The organism is Brevundimonas sp. T2-11, from assembly GCF_055397675.1.
In genome coordinates this window covers 263,882-280,724 of the sequence record NZ_AP027920.1, presented here as the reverse complement: position 1 = coordinate 280,724, position 16,843 = coordinate 263,882, and the positions used below count along the sequence as shown (strand labels likewise).

18 protein-coding genes are annotated in these 16,843 nt (G+C 68.4%); 6 read left to right on the top strand and 12 right to left on the bottom strand.

Going from position 1 to position 16,843, the window contains the following annotated elements:
* Window positions 1-108: 108 nt before the first annotated feature.
* On the bottom strand, window positions 109-2,964 hold the full coding sequence (locus ACZ5XO_RS01325; RefSeq protein WP_464163540.1) for an SEL1-like repeat protein: 2,856 nt from the start codon (window positions 2,962-2,964) through the stop codon (window positions 109-111).
* A gap of 222 nt (window positions 2,965-3,186) precedes the next feature.
* Between ACZ5XO_RS01325 and ACZ5XO_RS01320 the strand changes: the two genes are divergently transcribed.
* Window positions 3,187-3,399: a hypothetical protein gene (locus ACZ5XO_RS01320; protein WP_464163539.1), complete on the top strand. Its 213-nt coding sequence runs from the start codon at window positions 3,187-3,189 to the stop codon at window positions 3,397-3,399.
* A 102-nt stretch (window positions 3,400-3,501) separates the two neighbouring features.
* On the opposite strand, the gene argF is transcribed toward ACZ5XO_RS01320, so the two are convergent.
* From argF to ACZ5XO_RS01300, 4 genes are all read right to left on the bottom strand, one after another.
* A complete protein-coding gene (argF, locus tag ACZ5XO_RS01315; RefSeq protein WP_464163538.1) occupies window positions 3,502-4,419 on the bottom strand; it encodes an ornithine carbamoyltransferase in 918 nt (305 codons plus the stop codon).
* A 42-nt stretch (window positions 4,420-4,461) separates the two neighbouring features.
* A complete protein-coding gene (locus ACZ5XO_RS01310; RefSeq protein ID WP_464164845.1) occupies window positions 4,462-5,637 on the bottom strand; it encodes an acetylornithine transaminase in 1,176 nt (391 codons plus the stop codon).
* Between the two features lie 130 nt (window positions 5,638-5,767).
* Window positions 5,768-6,664: a M28 family metallopeptidase gene (locus tag ACZ5XO_RS01305; RefSeq protein WP_464163537.1), complete on the bottom strand. Its 897-nt coding sequence runs from the start codon at window positions 6,662-6,664 to the stop codon at window positions 5,768-5,770.
* Window positions 6,665-6,712: 48 nt separating this feature from the next.
* Window positions 6,713-7,549, bottom strand: a complete 837-nt coding sequence (locus ACZ5XO_RS01300) for an ABC transporter permease (protein WP_464163536.1) — start codon at window positions 7,547-7,549, stop codon at window positions 6,713-6,715.
* Window positions 7,550-7,780: 231 nt separating this feature from the next.
* Between ACZ5XO_RS01300 and gcrA the strand changes: the two genes are divergently transcribed.
* The gene (gcrA, locus tag ACZ5XO_RS01295) at window positions 7,781-8,323 is read left to right on the top strand and encodes a cell cycle sigma 70 cofactor GcrA (protein WP_464163535.1); all 543 of its coding nucleotides are present in this window, start codon (window positions 7,781-7,783) and stop codon (window positions 8,321-8,323) included.
* A 182-nt stretch (window positions 8,324-8,505) separates the two neighbouring features.
* Here gcrA and apaG read toward each other — a convergent pair whose 3' ends face one another.
* Window positions 8,506-8,913 carry a Co2+/Mg2+ efflux protein ApaG gene (gene apaG / locus ACZ5XO_RS01290; protein WP_404619709.1) on the bottom strand — a complete coding sequence of 136 codons (408 nt, stop codon included), beginning with the start codon at window positions 8,911-8,913 and terminating at the stop codon, window positions 8,506-8,508.
* A gap of 104 nt (window positions 8,914-9,017) precedes the next feature.
* On the opposite strand from apaG, the gene ACZ5XO_RS01285 reads away from it, so the two are divergent.
* Window positions 9,018-10,052 (top strand): 2'-deoxycytidine 5'-triphosphate deaminase, encoded by a 1,035-nt coding sequence (locus ACZ5XO_RS01285; protein WP_464163534.1) that lies wholly within the window; start codon window positions 9,018-9,020, stop codon window positions 10,050-10,052.
* A 181-nt stretch (window positions 10,053-10,233) separates the two neighbouring features.
* On the opposite strand, the gene ACZ5XO_RS01280 is transcribed toward ACZ5XO_RS01285, so the two are convergent.
* Both ACZ5XO_RS01280 and ACZ5XO_RS01275 read right to left on the bottom strand, forming a co-directional pair.
* Window positions 10,234-11,487 (bottom strand): MFS transporter, encoded by a 1,254-nt coding sequence (locus tag ACZ5XO_RS01280; RefSeq protein ID WP_464164844.1) that lies wholly within the window; start codon window positions 11,485-11,487, stop codon window positions 10,234-10,236.
* Window positions 11,488-11,534: 47 nt separating this feature from the next.
* Entirely contained in the window at window positions 11,535-12,011 is a 477-nt protein-coding gene (locus ACZ5XO_RS01275; RefSeq protein ID WP_464163533.1) for a cupin domain-containing protein, read from the bottom strand.
* Between the two features lie 49 nt (window positions 12,012-12,060).
* Between ACZ5XO_RS01275 and dapE the strand changes: the two genes are divergently transcribed.
* From dapE to ACZ5XO_RS01260, 3 genes are all read left to right on the top strand, one after another.
* Window positions 12,061-13,254 carry a succinyl-diaminopimelate desuccinylase gene (gene dapE, locus ACZ5XO_RS01270; RefSeq protein WP_464163532.1) on the top strand — a complete coding sequence of 398 codons (1,194 nt, stop codon included), beginning with the start codon at window positions 12,061-12,063 and terminating at the stop codon, window positions 13,252-13,254.
* 78 nt (window positions 13,255-13,332) lie between these two features.
* Window positions 13,333-13,797: a carboxymuconolactone decarboxylase family protein gene (locus ACZ5XO_RS01265; RefSeq protein WP_464163531.1), complete on the top strand. Its 465-nt coding sequence runs from the start codon at window positions 13,333-13,335 to the stop codon at window positions 13,795-13,797.
* Window positions 13,784-14,689, top strand: coding sequence for a sigma-70 family RNA polymerase sigma factor (locus tag ACZ5XO_RS01260; protein WP_464163530.1), 906 nt, complete (start codon window positions 13,784-13,786; stop codon window positions 14,687-14,689). Before ACZ5XO_RS01265 ends, ACZ5XO_RS01260 begins: the two co-directional genes overlap by 14 nt.
* Here the strand turns inward: ACZ5XO_RS01260 and ACZ5XO_RS01255 are convergent.
* The 4 genes from ACZ5XO_RS01255 to ACZ5XO_RS01240 all read right to left on the bottom strand — a co-directional run bounded on the left by ACZ5XO_RS01255 (window position 14,686) and on the right by ACZ5XO_RS01240 (window position 16,796).
* Window positions 14,686-14,895, bottom strand: coding sequence for a hypothetical protein (locus ACZ5XO_RS01255; protein WP_292085260.1), 210 nt, complete (start codon window positions 14,893-14,895; stop codon window positions 14,686-14,688). The genes ACZ5XO_RS01260 and ACZ5XO_RS01255 overlap by 4 nt on opposite strands.
* On the bottom strand, window positions 14,895-15,236 hold the full coding sequence (locus ACZ5XO_RS01250) for a RidA family protein (RefSeq protein WP_464163529.1): 342 nt from the start codon (window positions 15,234-15,236) through the stop codon (window positions 14,895-14,897). Before ACZ5XO_RS01250 ends, ACZ5XO_RS01255 begins: the two co-directional genes overlap by 1 nt.
* Before the next feature lie 30 nt (window positions 15,237-15,266).
* The gene (locus ACZ5XO_RS01245) at window positions 15,267-15,410 is read right to left on the bottom strand and encodes a hypothetical protein (RefSeq protein WP_464163528.1); all 144 of its coding nucleotides are present in this window, start codon (window positions 15,408-15,410) and stop codon (window positions 15,267-15,269) included.
* A 66-nt stretch (window positions 15,411-15,476) separates the two neighbouring features.
* A complete protein-coding gene (locus ACZ5XO_RS01240; RefSeq protein ID WP_464163527.1) occupies window positions 15,477-16,796 on the bottom strand; it encodes an amidohydrolase in 1,320 nt (439 codons plus the stop codon).
* Between the last annotated feature and the right edge of the window lie 47 nt (window positions 16,797-16,843).

The window sequence follows — 16,843 nt, the reverse complement described above, 5'->3', positions numbered from 1 at the left end:
CTTCGGCTGGAAGGGAACGCAGAACAGCGCCGGTAAGGCGATCAGGCTTCTGGTCTTAGCGAGGGCCGCGACGAACCGCCACCCCCGCCGCTGCTTCGACGCGCTTCGTTACGCGACCGGCTCGACCGTGAAGGCGTCGGCGGCCTCGCGCGCGACGCGGCGAGCCTCGGCCGAGGTCAGGGGCGTCAGCCGCTGCACCGCCGCCAGGGCCTGCTGGTCGCCGCGGCGGGCCGCGATCATGTACCACTTGAAGGCCTCGGTCGCGTTCGGCGCGACGCCCTCATCCCCCTTCTCATAGAGACGCGCCACATTGTACTGGCTGTCGACGCGACCGGCCTCGGCCGCCTTCTTGAGCCAGGCCAGGGCCTCGACGCGGTTCCGCGCGCCGCCTTCGCCTTCATACAGCTGCATGGCGTAATAGTGCATGGCCCGCGGCTCGCCGCCCTCGGCCGCACGCCGCGCCCAGGTTCGCGCCTCGACCGGATCGGGGGTCAGACCGGCGCCGCCTTCCTGATAGAGGCCGGCCAGGCGCATCTGGGCGGGACCATAGCCCAGGTCGGCCGCGCGCTTCAGCGGCCCCAGGCCGCTGTCGTCGCCGTTGTCGATCAGTTGCACGCCGCGCACATAGAGGTTTGCGCCCTCTGTCGCCGCGATGTCGGGCGAAGGCACAGCCTCAGTCGGCGTCGCGCTCAGCGCCACGGCCGCGATGGGCGCCGTTTCCGTCTCGGCCGCAGGAACCATGCCGCCGGTCAGAGTCGCCAAGTCAGGCAGAATCAAACCCGACCCTTCCGCCAGTTGCAGGGAAGCGTAGCCGCCGCCGGTGGCCAGGGCCGCCACAGCCATGGCGCCTAGGGTCTTGCGCATGGTCGAGCCTTCGCGGCTGGCCTGCTTGTCCAGACGCTCCTGCAGCTTGGACTTGCCGCCCCGCTTCAATCCAAAACCCTTGCGCGGAGCCTCATCGCCGCCAGACATGGCCGCGCGCGCCGCATCCAGGGTGTCGCGGGTCGAGGCCCGCCCCGCAGCGGCGCCGGCCTTCAGGGCGGCGGGATCGATGAAGTCGACATCGCCCGAGAAGCCGTCATCCTCGCCATCCGGACCATCCACCAGGGGAGGCAGACCGCCGAGCGCGCGGCTATCGGACCCGCCCAGGACATCGCTGACGTCCGCCCCGCCAAAGTCAGCCGTCGCCGCATCATCGAACATCGAGGCGATGATGCTCTCGCCCTCATCCGCCGCCTCGGTCGATACAACGCCGAAACGTGCGGGCTCGGGTGCGGAACCGAACAGGGCGCTCGGCGTCGCCTCAGCCTCGGGGTCCGGGGCGAAGGCGTTGAGTTCCGCTTCCAGGGGATCCGTGAAGACCGGCTCCGGATCGCTGACCGTCGGCGACGGGAAGGGCGCGGCGTCCAGCACGCCGCCCATCGTGTCCTGAGACCAGAGATCGGCCGCCGGATCGGCGAAGGCGGCCGCACGCCAGTCGCCGCTCGAACCCTCGGTCGGGCTCCACGGGGTCGGCTCAGGGCTTTCCAGCGGCGTTTCCCGACGGACGGCGCGAGCCTCGCGCTGCTCGATGCTGTCGCGGGCCTCCGCCAGCAGGCGCGCGGTGCGCTCCTCGCTCTGCCGCATCCGCTCGCCCAGTTCACCCGAGGCGCGCTCATGCCGCTGCTCGCTCTTGTCGGCGGTCTCGGCGAGACGTCGGCCGATATCGTCCAGGGCCTGCGCCGAACGGCGCTCCGACTGGGCGATGCGTTCGCTGAGGCGATCCGAAATGCGGGTGATTTCGCCGCCCAGTCGCTCGAGCGCCAATGCGTGCTGGTCGTCGGACCGGGTGATGCGTTGGTCCACGGCCTGGGCGTGGCGCTGCATCTCGCGATCCAGGCGCTCGTTCAACTCGCGGCCCAGAGTCTGACCAAGCGCTTCGACATCCGCAGCCGCGCCGCCGGTTTCAACCTTCTCGACACGGCCGTTCAGATTCTGCGCGATGCGCATGACCTCACGGCCCATGGCTTCCACGGCGTCGGCCGAGCGTTGCTCGGCGGCGCGAGTCTGGTCGCCGACAACGGCCAGGGCGCGCTCGATGCGGTCGACCCGGCTTTCGGTCTCGGCCACCTCGAGACGACGCATCATCTCGACGCGGCTGCCCTCGACCTGACGCGTCAGGGTTTCGGCCAGCTTCTCGAAGCGTGCGGCCTCGCGCGCGTGCTCAGGTTCGATCCGTCCCTCGGCGTCGCGCAGGCGCTGATCCAGAGCGGCAAAGGATCGCTCAAGCCCCTTGAGAGCCTCCGACGTGCGCTCCTGCGCTTCGTCCAGACGGACGCCGACCTGCGCCAGGACATCCGTACCGGGGCCGGGACCGGCGGCCTTCTCGACCGCCTCCATCCGCGCCCGCAGGTCGCCGATGGTGTTGCGCTGACGTTCGTCCAGGTCGAACAGGCGGCTGGAAACCGCGCCGAGCGCAGCGTCCAGTCGGGCGAAGCCTTCCTCGCTCTTTGGACCGGTTTCCTGCTCGAAGCGGCGCAGACGCTTGTGGCCCTCGCGCAGCTCGTCGGCGATGTCGTCGATGCGGCGGGCGTAGCCCAGGCCGATCTCGTCCTGCTTCTCCAGACGACGCACCAGACCGGCCACGGCCTGATCCACGCCCTGGATGGCGACGGTCGAGCGCCGTTCGACAGCCTCCAGACGCTCGGCGATGACTTCCAGCGAGGCGCCGATGCGCCCGGCGCGATCGTCTTCATAGCCGTAGACGTCGTCCAGTCGGCGCGAACGACTGCGACGGTCATAGGGATCGGGAATGGGCGTGCGACGCGGCAGGGGCGTGACGCCCTCATCCTCGTCCGGCTCGTCCATGATCATGGAATTCAGCCACTCGCCCAGCGTCATGCCGGAGCGACGCGCAAGGTCCTTGGCGATCTCGCGAGCCTTGGGGTCGATGCCCTTTACGCTCCACGGCGCTGCTGCGCTCACTGATTCGCCTCCCGAGTCTTTGTGGGACGCTACCGCTCCAGATCAAGCGTGTAAACGTGTCGTTAACCGCAATATCTGGCGCCTGAGGCGACAGAATCACCGGCAGCGCTTGATCGCGATTTCGTGCTTTTCAGCCCGACATGGTTAACGTCGCGTTTAGATTCATCTTCTCGCGGATTTCCGGCTTGCGAAGCCGCGCCGCAAACGCCACCTGCCCTCGGCATGAGCCCTTTGCTGACCCTGACCCTGCTGGCCGCCGCCATCGCCATCGCCGCCTTTTCCGGCTGGCGCGGGGCCCGTCCGCCGGACCTGTCGAAGGGTCCGCGCATGATGCCGTGGCGTTTCATCATGCTGGTGGCGGGGGCGTTCAGCTTCCTGCTGCTGATCCACCTGGCCTCGGTGCTGGGCGGACGCACCTTCCCGACGCCCTATTAAGGCGGGGCCCGCGCCACCTCTCCCCGCACGAGAAGAAAGCCCTCAAGCAGCCTCGCCCCGCGGGCGAGGCGCTAGGGCCCCTACTTCAAGGAAAGGCGAGTTTCACTCGCCGCCGAAACACCAGGCCAGGACCGCCTTCTGGGCGTGGATGCGGTTCTCGGCCTCGTCCCAGATCAGCGAGCGCGGCCCGTCGATGACGGCGTCGGTGACTTCCTCGCCGCGGTGCGCCGGCAGGCAATGCAGGAAGACGGCGTCGGCGTTGGCCAGACCCATCAGGGCCTCATCCACGGTGTAGGGCTCGAAGGCGGCCAGACGCGCCTCATAGTCCTGATCGCCCATCGACACCCAGGTGTCGGTGACGACGACGTCGGCGCCGACCACGGCCTCGCGCGGGTCCGAGGTCAGGTGGACGTGGGCGCCGCCCTTCTCCAGATCGCGCAGGTCGGGATGGTATTCCGCCGGGCAGGCGACGTTCAGGCGGAAGCCGAACGTCGCCGCTGCATGCATGAAGCTGTGGCAGACGTTATTGCCGTCGCCAACCCAGGCGATGGTCTTGCCCGTCACCGGGCCCATATGCTCCTCGATCGTCAGCAGGTCGGCCAGGATCTGGCACGGATGGCTGCGATCGGTCAGGCCGTTGACCACCGGCACGGTCGAGACACGGGCGAAGCGCTCGACGTCCTCGTGATTGTTGGCGCGGATCATCACGGCGTCGACCATGCGCGACAGGACCTTGGCCGTGTCCTCGACCGGCTCGCCACGCCCCAGTTGCATGTCCGAGGCGGTGGCGATGATGGCCGAGCCGCCCAGCTGACGAATGGCCGCGTCGAAGCTGAAACGGGTGCGCGTCGAGTTCTTCTCGAAAATCATGGCCAGGACGCGGTCCTTGCCCGGCGCATCGGCGTCGGGGCGCCCCTGGGGCCAGCCCTTGCGCGCCTGTTTGCGGGCGTGGGCGTCGTCCAAGATCGCGCGCAGATCGGCGGCGTCCAGCCGGTGAATATCGAGGAAGTGACGGACCATCTCAGGTCTCCGTAGTCAAAGGCGTCAGCCGGGCCGGGGCGATCAGGCCGCCAGCTTCGTCCGGGCGAACTCGCAGGCGGTTTCGAACTTCTCGACAGCCTCGCGGGCCTCTTCGAGGGTGATGTTCAGCGGCGGCAGGATGCGGACCAGGTTGTCGCCGCCGCCGGCGACCAGCAGCTTGGCTTCGTCGCGGGCCCAGCCCATGAATTCACGGTTGTTGGGGACCAGCTTGACGCCGACCAGCAGACCCTTGCCGCGCACCTCGACGATCACGTCGGGGAAGCGCTCGGCCAGGCCGTGCAGCTGCTGCTTCAGATAGCCGGCGACCTCGTTGACGTTGGCGATGATCGCGTCCGACGACACCTCGGCGAAGGCGGCCTGGCCGACCGCCATGGCCAGGGGGTTGCCGCCGAAGGTCGAGCCGTGGGCGCCGACCGTCATGCCCTTGGCCGCTTCGGCCGTCGACAGGCAGGCGCCGATGGGGAAGCCGCCGCCGAGAGCCTTGGCGACCGCCATGATGTCCGGCGTCATGCCGGCCCATTCGTGGGCCCACAGCTTGCCGGTCCGGCCCATGCCGCACTGGACCTCGTCGAAGATGATCAGGACGCCGTACTGGTCGGCCATCTCGCGCATCCAGCGCAGGTCGGCGTCCGGCGTGGCGCGGCAGCCGCCCTCGCCCTGCACCGGCTCCAGAATGATGGCAGCCGTGGTCGGGTTTTCAAACGCCGCCGTCAGGGCCTCCTTGTCACCCCAGGTCAGCTGATGGAAGCCTTCCATCTTGGGGCCGAAGCCCTCGGTGTAGCTGGGGTTGGCGGCGGCGTTGATCGCGCCATAGGTGCGGCCGTGGAAGGAGCCGTCGAAGCCGTAGATGTCGATGCGTTCCGGCTGGCCGTTGGCCGAGTGGAACTTGCGCGCCGTCTTCAGGGCGCACTCGACCGCCTCGGTGCCCGAGTTGGTGAAGAAGACCACGTCGGCGAAGGACTTCTCGCACAGGGCGTCAGCCAGGGCGTCCTGACCCGGGATTTTGAAGATATTGGAGACGTGCCACAGCTTTTCAGCCTGATCCTTGACCGCCTGAACCAGCTTGGGGTGGGCGTGGCCGAGGGCGTTGGTCGAAATGCCCGAGACGCAGTCCAGGTACTCCGTGCCGTCGGTCGCCCACAGGCGGACGCCCTGGCCGCGCTCCACTTCCAGCGGCGCGCGATTGTAGACACCCATCAGATGACCGGACACAGGCAGACTCCATAAAGCGAGACGGCCCCGACGCACCTGCGACGGGACCGCTTCAAGAAAGGGTGAGGACTTGTCGGGCGCTATTTGCCCTTAGTCAACACCATGCCGACCGCTGTCAGCGCAGTTGTGCGTCCAGCTTCTGGATCAGGGCGGCATAGGTCGCGCCGGCGGTAGCGATGGTCGCGCCTTCAACCGCTTCGATGGCGTCGTCCTTGGAGTGGATCACGCGAAAGACCTGAGGCACGAAGCCCTCGGCCAGACCATTGGCCTCGCCGCCATTGAAGGCCAGCCACATCTGGTGGGCGCCGACCTGATCCTGGAAGCCCAGGGACACCACCGGCGCGCCCGCCGCCGAGAAGGCGCGGTCGTCGGACGGCGGATATTCGGGGAAGCCGACGCACTGCATGGCCCGCTCGGCGCACAGTTCCTGAACCGCGCGAGTGACGAAGGCCGACTGCGCCCCGTTGTTCTGGCCGTACATCATGGTGTCGCCATAGGCGGCGACGTCCGAGTTGACCACGGCGGCGACATTGGCGATGCCGTGCGCCTCGATCCACTTGCGCGCGCCGATCAGGCCCAGTTCTTCCTGGTCGAAGAAGATGACGCGGACGCGGTGGTCCAGAGGCTTGTCGCGCAGGATCCTGGCCGCCTCGATCAGGGCCACCACCGACCCGGCGTTGTCGATCACGCCCTGGGACATGGTTCCGTCGCGCAGCTTCACCGCGTCATAGTGGGCGGTCAGCAAGATTTCCTTCGGACCGTCGCCGATGGTGACGACGACGTTGGAGCCCTGCATCGGTTCGGCGCGACCGCCGCCCTCGAAGGTCTCGACGGTCGGGGTGAAGCCGGCGGCGCGCAGCTGGGTCAGCAGGACGTTCATCCGCTCGGCGTTCGACGGCTGAACATAGGCGCCGACTTGGGCCTTCAGGGCCTCCGCGTCCTGAGCGGTCGCCGGCGTGGAGAGAAGCGCGGCGACAGCGACAGCCGACGCCAGAACAGAACGAAACAGCATGAAGGACCTCCCTGCCCCTCCCCGGGGCGTTCGGTCCTGCCTATCGGCTCAGCTCTTCAGGCGCCAGCCCGAACGGAACACCAGCCAGCAGGCCGCGCCCATCAGCACCGTCAGCACGGCGCTCATGACCACGCCGATCATCAGATCGCCCTCGGCGTGACCGATGAAGCCGGCCCGGAAACCGTCGATCAGGTAGAAGAAGGGGTTGAAGCGGCTGATGCTCGCAAATGGCTCAGGCAGACTGTCGATCAGGTAGAAGGTGCCCGACAGGAAGGTCATCGGCATGACGACGAAGTTCTGCACCGCCGACAGGTGGTCGAACTTCTCGGACCACAGACCCGCCAGCACCCCCGTCATCCCCATCAGCAGCGAGGCGATCAGGCCGAACCAGACGATCAGGGCGATATTGGCCAGACCCAGCTTCGCAAACGGCAGGACGCACAGCGCCGTCACCAGACCGACCGCCACCCCGCGCGTGGCGGCGCCGAGGGTGAAGCCGATGGTCAGCTCCAGCGGGCTGAGCGGCGGGGTCAGGAAGTCGGTGGCCGTGCCCATGATCTTGGCCTGGATCAGGCTGGACGAGGCGTTGGCGAAGGCGTTCTGAAGAATGGCCATCATGATCAGGCCGGGCGCCACGAACTCGGCGAAGGGCGTGCCGTGAAGCGGCGGCCGCGCGCCCTTCAAGGCCACCACGAAGACCAGCATGTAGAGCAGGGTCGTCACCACCGGCGCCGCCACGGTCTGGGCGCCCACCTTCCAGAAACGGCGCACCTCGCGCAGGTAGAGGGTGCGCAGACCCACCCAGTTGATCCCGTCATAGCGACGCGGCTGGGGCAGGCCGCCAGGGCGTTGCAGGGGGCGAGTAGAGGCGAGATCGGTCTTCATAGGCGCCCAGATGCGCCCGCAAAGCTGGTTTCGCAAGGCGCCCGACGTTCGCCGAGCCGACTTAAAACTGAGTCAAAACGGGACATTAACCACACCACATCTGGTTTCTGTGGACAGCCGAATTGCCACATCTTGCGTGTTTTAAGGCCTGCTTTACGATTAGTAGCAGGTCGAGACGGAGAAATTCGTCGGCGGCCCAAGATATTGAATCCGATCCCCGGGAGGGTGGCCATGACCACAGCCAGCTGGACTGAAGACCGCGTCGGCGCGCTGAAGAAGCTCTGGCTGGAAGGCCAGTCGGCAAGCCAAATCGCCAAGACCCTCGGCGGGGGCGTGACCCGCAACGCCGTGATCGGCAAGGTGCACCGCCTGGGCCTGTCGGGCCGCGCCGCGCCGTCGCAACCGGCGCGCACCACCTTCCGCGCCGCCACCCGTCCGCGTCCCGCCGCTCCGGCCGCCCCGGTCCAGGCCCCCTCGGCCCCGCGCCGCATCGAGGCCGCCGCCCCGCGTCCGGTCATGACCGCCCAGCCCGTCGCCCCCGCGCCCATGCCGGAACTGCCGGGCACGGCCACGGTGCTGACCCTCGGCGCCCACATGTGCAAATGGCCGATCGGCGACCCGTCCTCGCGCGAGTTCAGCTTCTGCGGTCGTCGCGCCTCGGAAGGCGTCTATTGCGGCGAACATGCCCGCGTCGCCTACCAGCCCCAGGTCCGCAAGGGCGCGTCCAAGGACGGCGCCAGCGAACTGGCGCGCAGCCTGCGGCGCTACATTTAAGGGCGCTATTGCTCGCGACGCGGTCGCTCGCTGCTTGAGCGCATTGCGTGACCGACCTTCTCCCGTCCGGTTCGCCGGACGGGAACAAGGCTGGGGCTGCGGTTCATCCGGGTTGACGCAGCCCTATCGCCCTCGCCTCTCGGCGGGGGTTTTTTATGGACCCGCTTCATGCTGCTTGAGGGCTAGTTCAGCGTCCGCCGCGCGTCCGGCACGTCCAGGCTGAAGGCCGGGATGGCCGCCTCGAACATCCGCCCATCGACGTCGGTCATGTAATAGGCGCCGACCATCGAACCGGACGGCGCGCCCAGCGGGCAGCCCGAGGCGTAGGAATAGCTGTCGCCGGCCTCGATCACCGGCTGCTCGCCGACCACGCCCTGACCGCGCACTTCCTCGACATGGCCGTAGGCGTCGGTGATGGTCCAGCGTCGCGCCACCAGCTGCACCGGCGATCCGGTCAGGTTGACGATCTCGATCTGATAGGCCCAGACCCAGCGCCCCGCCGCCGGGTCCGACTGGGCCGCCAGATAGGAGGGGCGGACGCGAACGACGACGCCTTCGGTTTCGGCGGTATAGGCAGGAGGGGCGTGCATGCGCTATATGCAGCCCGCCGACCTCGGGGTTCAACCCGCCTGTTGTCGCAACCGTCGCAATCCGATGGGAGACAGGTGGAAAAATCCGTGTGAGACAGGACGGCATGAGCATCTTCGAGATTCCCGCCCAGCCCGGCATTCTGCCCTTCCAGGGCATCGAGACCCTGATCGCCGTCGGCGCGATCAAGTCCGACACCCCTTTCGACCCTGATCAGGTGCAGCCCGCCAGCCTGGACCTGCGCCTGTCGAACCAGGCCTGGCGCGTGCGCGCCTCCTTCCTGCCCGGCCAGCGCAAGGTCGAGGATCGGATCAGGGACGTGGAGATACACGCCATCGACCTGTCGGGCGGCGTGGTTCTGGAAAAGGGCTGCGTCTACATCGCCCGCCTGCAAGAGCGCCTCAGTCTGCCGAAGGGCCTGAACGCCCGCGCCAATCCGAAGAGTTCGACCGGTCGCGTGGATGTCTTCGTGCGTCTGTTGACGGATCAGGGCGGCAGCTTCGACGACGTGGACGAGGGCTATGACGGCCCCCTCTATCTCGAGATCGCGCCCCAGACCTTCTCCATCCTGGTCAAGCCGGGCACGCGGCTGAACCAGCTGCGCCTCAAGGCGGGCGAGCCGCCCAAGCTGGAGACCCGCAGCGTCGGCGTCGACCTGCGCGCGGGCGACAACGGCGTCGTCGGCTATCGCGGCCGCCGTCACGCAGGCGTGGTCAACATGGACCACATCGACGGCCACGACCCGCGCGACTTCTGGGAGCCGCTGACGCTGCGTCGCGGCGAGCTGCTGCTGGATCCGGGCGAGTTCTACATCCTGGCCTCGTCGGACGATGTGGAGATTCCGGTCGATCAGGCCGCCGAGATGACCCCGATCGACCCCTCGGTCGGGGAGTTCCGCGTCCACTACGCCGGCTTCTTCGATCCCGGCTTCGGCACGGATGAAGCACACGGCGCGGGCTCGAAAGGCGTGCTGGAGGTCCGTACCCACGACACCCCCTTCCTGCTGGAACACGGCCAGATCGTCGCCCGCCTGGTCTATGAGCCGCTGACCGAACGCCCGACCCGCCTCTACGGCGAAGGCGGCAGCCACTATCAGAGCCAGGGCCTGAAGCTGTCGAAACACTTCCGCCCCTGGGGCTGACTTTTCCTTCTCCCCTTGAGGGAGAAGGTGGGCGCCGCAGGCGCTCGGATGAGGGGTGTGAGCGCCGCGGTCAGCCGATCGCGGCGCTTTCCCTTTATGCGCCCTACGGCAAACGGCGCCGCCGTCACCCCTCATCCGTCATGCTTCGCACGACACCTTCTCCCTCAAGGGGAGAAGGACGCTACGTCAACCGGTCCGCCTTCCTCAGGCTGGGGAAGACCCTGGCCCAGATGCCGGTCGCGGCCAGAGCCCCGACACCGCCGAACACGGCCGCCCCCACGGGACCGAGCAACCGCACCATGACGCCGGAGTAGGCCTCGCCCAGTTCATTGGACGCGCCGATGAACAGCATGGACACGGACGACACCCGCCCGCGCATGTGATCAGGCGTGGCCAACTGGATCAGGGTCTGGCGGATATTGACGCTGATCATGTCCGCGCCGCCGCCGACGAACAGGGCCAGGGCGCTGAGCCAGACCCAGTGCGACAGGCCGAAGGTCAGGGTGGACAGGCCGAACACCGCCACCGCCGCGAACATCCAGCGACCGCCATGCTTCACGATGGGGAAGCGGCTCAGATAGAGCGCCACCAGCAACGCCCCGACGCCGAACGAGGCGCGCAGCAGACCGAACCCTTGCGGCCCCACATGCAGGATGTCGCGCGCGAAGATCGGCGTCAGCAGGGCGACGCCCGCCAGAAGCACGACCACCAGATCCAGCGAAATGGCGCCCAGGACGATCTTGGTCCTCCAGACATAGGCCAGACCCTCCTTGACCAGTTCCAGCGGCCCCACGCCCGTCTCGACGAACTGCGGCTTGCCCCTGGTGCGGATCAGCAGGAAGCAGCCGATGGCGACGAAGAAGAGCGCCATGGCCGAGGCGTAGGCCCAGGGCACGGCGAAGCCGACGATTACGCCGCCGAGCGCCGGGCCGGCGATGGCCCCCGTCTGGAAGGCGATGGACTGGGCCGCGATCGCCGGCGGCAGAGCCTTGCGTCCCACCACCATGGGCAGGAAGGCCTGACTGGCCGGGGCGAGGAAGGCGCGCGCCGCGCCGAAGACGGCGGCCACCGCCAGCAACCCCCACAACGGCGGCGAGCCGTGGACGGCCATGGCGAGGAAGGCCAGGGCGCACAGGCTCTCGACCACGATGGACAGGGTCACGGTGTGCTTGCGGTCGCGCCGGTCGGCCATGGCCCCGGCGGGCAGGGTGAAGGCCAGCAGCGGCAGGAACTGACACAGGCCCACCAGTCCCAGATAGAGGCTGGCCTCGGCGATCGGATGATCCCGGCGGGCGATCTCATAGACCTGCCACAGCAGGGCCGAGGACTGGATCTGGATGCCCAGAACCGCCGCGACGCGCCCGACCCACAACAGGCGGAAATCCCGGATGGCCCACGGGCTGGAAGGCCCCCCGTCGTCAGACTCGGGCGGCAAGGGCGGCTGGGGCGGGACCGTCGGGGCGGTGTCGATACTGTCTGTGGTCACGTTCTTCTGGGCGTCTTCGGATAGGGGGTTCCGTCGCGATGGAAATAGCGGTCGGCTCCCGTGGGCAGGATCATGTCGATGTCGGGATAGTCGCAGGCGTCCTCGGTCGGACGACGCGAGCCGACCTCCAGCAGCACGGCATCAAAGGCGCTGCGGTTTTCGATCCTGTGGCCGTTGGGGACGCCCGCCTTGAAGCCGGCGCAGTCACCGGCGGCCAGCACCGTCTCGCCGTCGTCCTCGATCAGAACCACCTCGCCCTCGACCACCCAGACGAACTCGTCTTCCGCCGAATGCCAGTGCCGCTGGCTGGACCACGCCCCGGCGGGCAGGCGCAGCAGATTGATCCCGAACTGGTCCAGACCGACCGCATCCCCCAGCCGCCAGCGGCGCCGCGGCTTGCACGGCGCGGCGAATTCTTCCGGGTATCCGGTCCCGTGGACGGTCGGCGCAGTTTCAATGTCGATCTTCGGCACGGTTTCGGGCCTTCTCGCGGGTGCGGGATATGCCTAAAGCATAGAGCCCATGAGCGCCGCATCACATTCCGTCATTGATCCTGTCGAACTGACCCGCGACCTGATCCGCATCCCCTCCGTCACCCCCGCCGACGAAGGGGCGATGGACGTGCTGGAGCGCGCCCTGACCGGCCTGGGCTTCGCCTGCCGCCGCATGGTGTTCGAGGGCCCGACCGGCGAGGGTCATGACGCCCGTATCGAGAACCTCTACGCCCGGCGCGGCACGGCCTCGCCCAACCTCTGCTTCGCCGGTCACACCGATGTCGTGCCGATCGGCGACCTGAAGGCCTGGAGCGCCGGCCCGTTCGAGGGCGAGACCCGCGACGGCGTCCTCTACGGCCGCGGCGCCGTGGACATGAAGGGCGGCATCGCCGCCTGGGTCGCCGCCGTCTCGCGCATTCTGGCCGAAGGCGAACTCCCCGGTTCCCTCTCCTTCCTGATCACCGGCGACGAGGAAGGCCCGGCCCTGCACGGCACCAAACGGGTGGTCCAGACCCTGGCCGCCGAGGGCGAGGTCATCGACGCCTGCGTCGTCGGCGAGCCCTCCTCGGCCCACCACCTCGGCGACATGATCAAGGTCGGACGGCGCGGCTCGCTCAACACCTGGATCACCGTCCATGGCAAGCAGGGCCACGTGGCCTATCCCGACCGCGCCGCCAATCCGGCCCCGGTCGTGGCCAGGCTGCTGGCGCGCCTCGACGCCCATGTTCTGGATGAGGGCTACCCGGAGTTCCCGCCGTCCAACCTCGAAATCACCACCATCGACGTGGGCAATCCGGCGACCAACATCATTCCGGCCGAGGCGAAGGCCCGGCTGAACATCCGCTTCAACCCCACCCACACCGGCGACGGCCTGATCGACTGGCTGAACCGCGAGGCGGGCGCGCTTCAGGCCGAGACCGGCCTGCGCATCGAGCTGGAGCACATGTGCTCGGGCGAGGCCTTCCTGACCGAGCCGGGCGTCTTCGTCACCGCCGTGCAGGACGCGGTCGAGGCGACGCTGGGCCGTCGCCCCGAGGCCTCGACCTCCGGCGGCACCTCCGACGCCCGCTTCATCCGCGCCCTGTGCCCGGTGCTGGAGCTGGGCCTGGTCGGCCAGACTATGCACCAGGTCGACGAGCGCGTGCCCGAGGCCGAACTGCGCGCCCTGACCGACGCCTATCAAGCGGTCATCACGACCGTGTTCGAGCGGCTGGAAACATAATTCGACGGGCCATGTCACAGTCAGTCGGTCTGTCTCGTCATGAGTGCGACGCGCAATCAGGCGCTGAGGAGAGACGACATGACCCCGCGTATCGCCAGCCCCTTCAAGGCCGCCCCCGACGCCTATCAGGCCATGATCAAGCTGGAGCAGACCATCGGCGCCTGCGGCCTGGAGCACAGCCTGCTGGAGCTGCTGAAGACCCGCGTCTCGCAGATCAACGGCTGCGCCTTCTGCCTGCACATGCACACGGCCGACGCCCGCAAGGCTGGTGAAAGCGAGGTGCGGCTGCACCTGCTGGCCGCCTGGCGCGAGTCCTCGCTCTACACCCCGCGCGAGCGCGCCGCCCTGACCTGGGCCGAGGCCCTGACCCGCATCGAACAAACCCAGGCCCCGGACACCGACTATGAGACGCTGAAGGCCGAGTTCAGCGAGGCCGAGCAGGTGAACCTGACCTTCGCCATCGGGGCGATCAATGTGTGGAACCGGCTGGCCGTCGGCTTCCGTCTGGCCCATCCGGCGGAACCGGCGCGTGTCGCGGCCTGACCCCGCCACCGAGGTCTTCGAGGCGCACCGCCCCCGGCTGGCGCGCCTCGCTTACCGCATGCTGGGTTCGCTGGCCGAGGCCGAGGATGTGATGCAGGAGGCCTGGCTCCGCTGGAGCCGGGTCGATCCGGCCGAGATCCGCGAGCCCGCCGCCTGGCTGACACGGACCACGACGCGGCTGGCGCTGGACCTGCTGAAATCGGCCCGCGCCCGACGCGAGACCTATGTCGGCTCCTGGCTGCCCGAGCCCCTGATCACCGGCCCGGAGGCGGACGCCGAGGCCTTCGCCGACGACCTGACCCTGTCGCTGATGACGGCGATGGAGCGGCTGTCGCCGCTGGAGCGCGCCGCCTTCCTGCTGCACGACGTCTTCGAGGTCGGTTTCGACGAGGTGGCGACGACCCTTGAACGCGACCCCGTTTCCGTGCGGCAGCTGGCCAGCCGCGCCCGCCGCCATATCCAGGCCGCCCGCCCCCGCTACGCCGTCGAACGCGAGGAGGGCGAACGCCTTGCCCGCGCCTTCTTCGAGGCCTCGCGAACAGGCGACCTCACCGCCTTGAGCGCGCTTGTGGCCGAAGGCGTGACACTGAAGTCCGACGGTGGCGGCAAGGTCATCGCCTTCTACAACGCGATCCACGGCGCCCCGAAACTGCTACGCCTGTGCGCGGGGCTGCATCGCAAATACGGGTCGCACGCCCACGAGTTCATACGCCCCGTCTGGATCGACGGCCTGCCCGGCTACATCAGCCGCGAAAGGGGCCGGATTTTGCAGACGACGGCCCTGGCCATCGAGGACGGGCGCATCATCGACATCTTCATCACCCGCAACCCGGACAAGCTGGCGCGCATCGCCGCCCTGCTGGACCTGCCCGGCCGCGAGACGGCGAACTAGGCCTCGCCCGCCGCCTCCAGACGCGCGATGCGGCGGTCCATGTCGGCGACCTGGTCCTTCAGACGCTGCTTCTCCGAGGCCATGTCGACCGGCGTGCCGTCCTCATAGGTCAGTTGCGCGCCCTTCTCGATCAGGTCCAGACGATAGAGGGCGGTGACGCGGGTCGCCTTGAACCGCTCCAGTTCGCTGTCCTTGTCGAGGGCCATCAGAGCGCCGCCACGACGATGATCTCGACCAGGTATTCAGGCGAGGCCAGCTTGCCTTCGCTTGTGGCGCGGGCGGGCGGATTGGCCTTGTCGACCCAGGCGTCCCAGACCGCGTTCATGGCGTCGAAGTCGGCGATATCGGCCAGCCAGATGGTGGCCATCAGGATTTTCGACTTGTCGGTGCCGGCCTGGGCCAGCAGGGCGTCGATCTCGGCCAGGGTCGTCCTGGTCTGGGTCGTGACGTCGTCGCCCGGCTCGCCGACCTGGCCGGCCAGATAGACGGTGTTCCCGTGGATGACGGCTTCGCTCATGCGGGCGCCGGGCTGGATGCGGGTGATCATGGGGAGGCCTCCTGAAATCGGACCTCCGGCTTACCCCAGCAGCATGTCCATCACCAGCAGGGCGGCGACGAAGACCGCCGCGAACGAAATGCAGAAGAAGGCCGCGTCACGCAGGCGATTGCGCGCGGGACGGGCCGGTGCGGCGGACGGCAGGTTGATCGGCAGGCGTGACATCGGCGAACCCTCGTCAGGAACCGAGAGGATGCGCCGCCATGCTTACCCCTTGATAAACAGAAACAATCAGTTTTCAGCACGTTCCAGAAAACGCAGAGCGCTGAAGACGTGGGCCTTCACGCCCAGGGGCAGAACCTTCTCGTTCACGTCGAACTGGGGCGAGTGATTGGGCGCCGCCGTCGCCGGATCGACGCCGTCGGGGCTGCCGCCCAGGTGATAGAAGACACCGGGAACCACCCGCTGGAAATAGCTGAAGTCCTCGGCCACCGTGGTCGGGGGCGTGGCCGGATTGACCTGGCCCGCGCCCGCCGCCTCTTCCAGCACCGGCGCCAGCCAGGCCGACAGGGCCGGGTCGTTGAACACAAGGGCCGCGTTCTGCCTGACCGCGAATTCGGCCGTCGCGCCATAGGCCTCGGCCACATGATCGACGGCCGCCTCGGCCCGGGCCACCAGGGCGTCCCTCTGGGCCACGTCGAAGGTGCGCAGGGTGCCGCTGAGACGCGCCTCGTCGGGGATGATGTTGTAGCGCACGCCTGCGTCCATCGTGGCGATGGTGAAGACGGTCGGCGTGGTCGTCGGGTCGATGGTGCGCGCGGTCAGGGTGTTGACCGTCTGCACCACATTGGCGGCGGCGGCGATCACATCAACGCCCTTCCAGGGCCAGGCGCCGTGCGTCTGCTTGCCGTGCAGGACGATGTCCACGCGGTCAGACGCCGCCATGAAGCCCTGCGGTCGATAGAAGATGGCGCCCGGAACGCCCGGCACGACGTGCAGGCCGAAGACGGCCTCGGGCGCCGGATCCTTCAGCGCGCCCTCCTGGATCATCAGGGCGGCCCCGCCCAGGGGCTCTCCCGGAGGGGCCCCCTCCTCCGCCGGCTGGAAGATGAAGACGACCGTGCCGCTGATCTGGTCCTTCATTCCGGCCAGAACCTCGGCGGCGCCCATCAGCATGGCGACGTGGGCGTCATGGCCGCAGGCGTGGGCCACCGGCACGGTTTCGCCCATATAGGTTCCCGTGGCGGTCGAGGCGAAGGCTAGGCCAGTCGCCTCCTTGACCGGCAGGGCGTCCATGTCGGCCCGCAGGGCGACCGTGCGACCAGGCCTTGCGCCCCGCAGGACGCCCACCACCCCGGTCTTGCCCACGCCCGTGCGCACCTCCAGCCCCAGGGCGCGCAGATGATCGGCGACCACGCCCGCCGTGCGCGTCTCGGCGAAGCCCAGCTCAGGGTGCTGGTGCAGGTCGCGACGCCAGGCCACGACCTCGGGCATGACCCGATCCACCGCCGCCTCGACACGAGCCGAGGGGACCTGGGCGGCGGCGGCGCTCGCCCCCGACAGGATCGCGGCGGCGACGGCGGCGACGGTCAGGCGACAGCGAATGGTCATGGCGAACTCCCCTTTGTGAAGATCATGTTGCGCGCGCGAACGCCGCT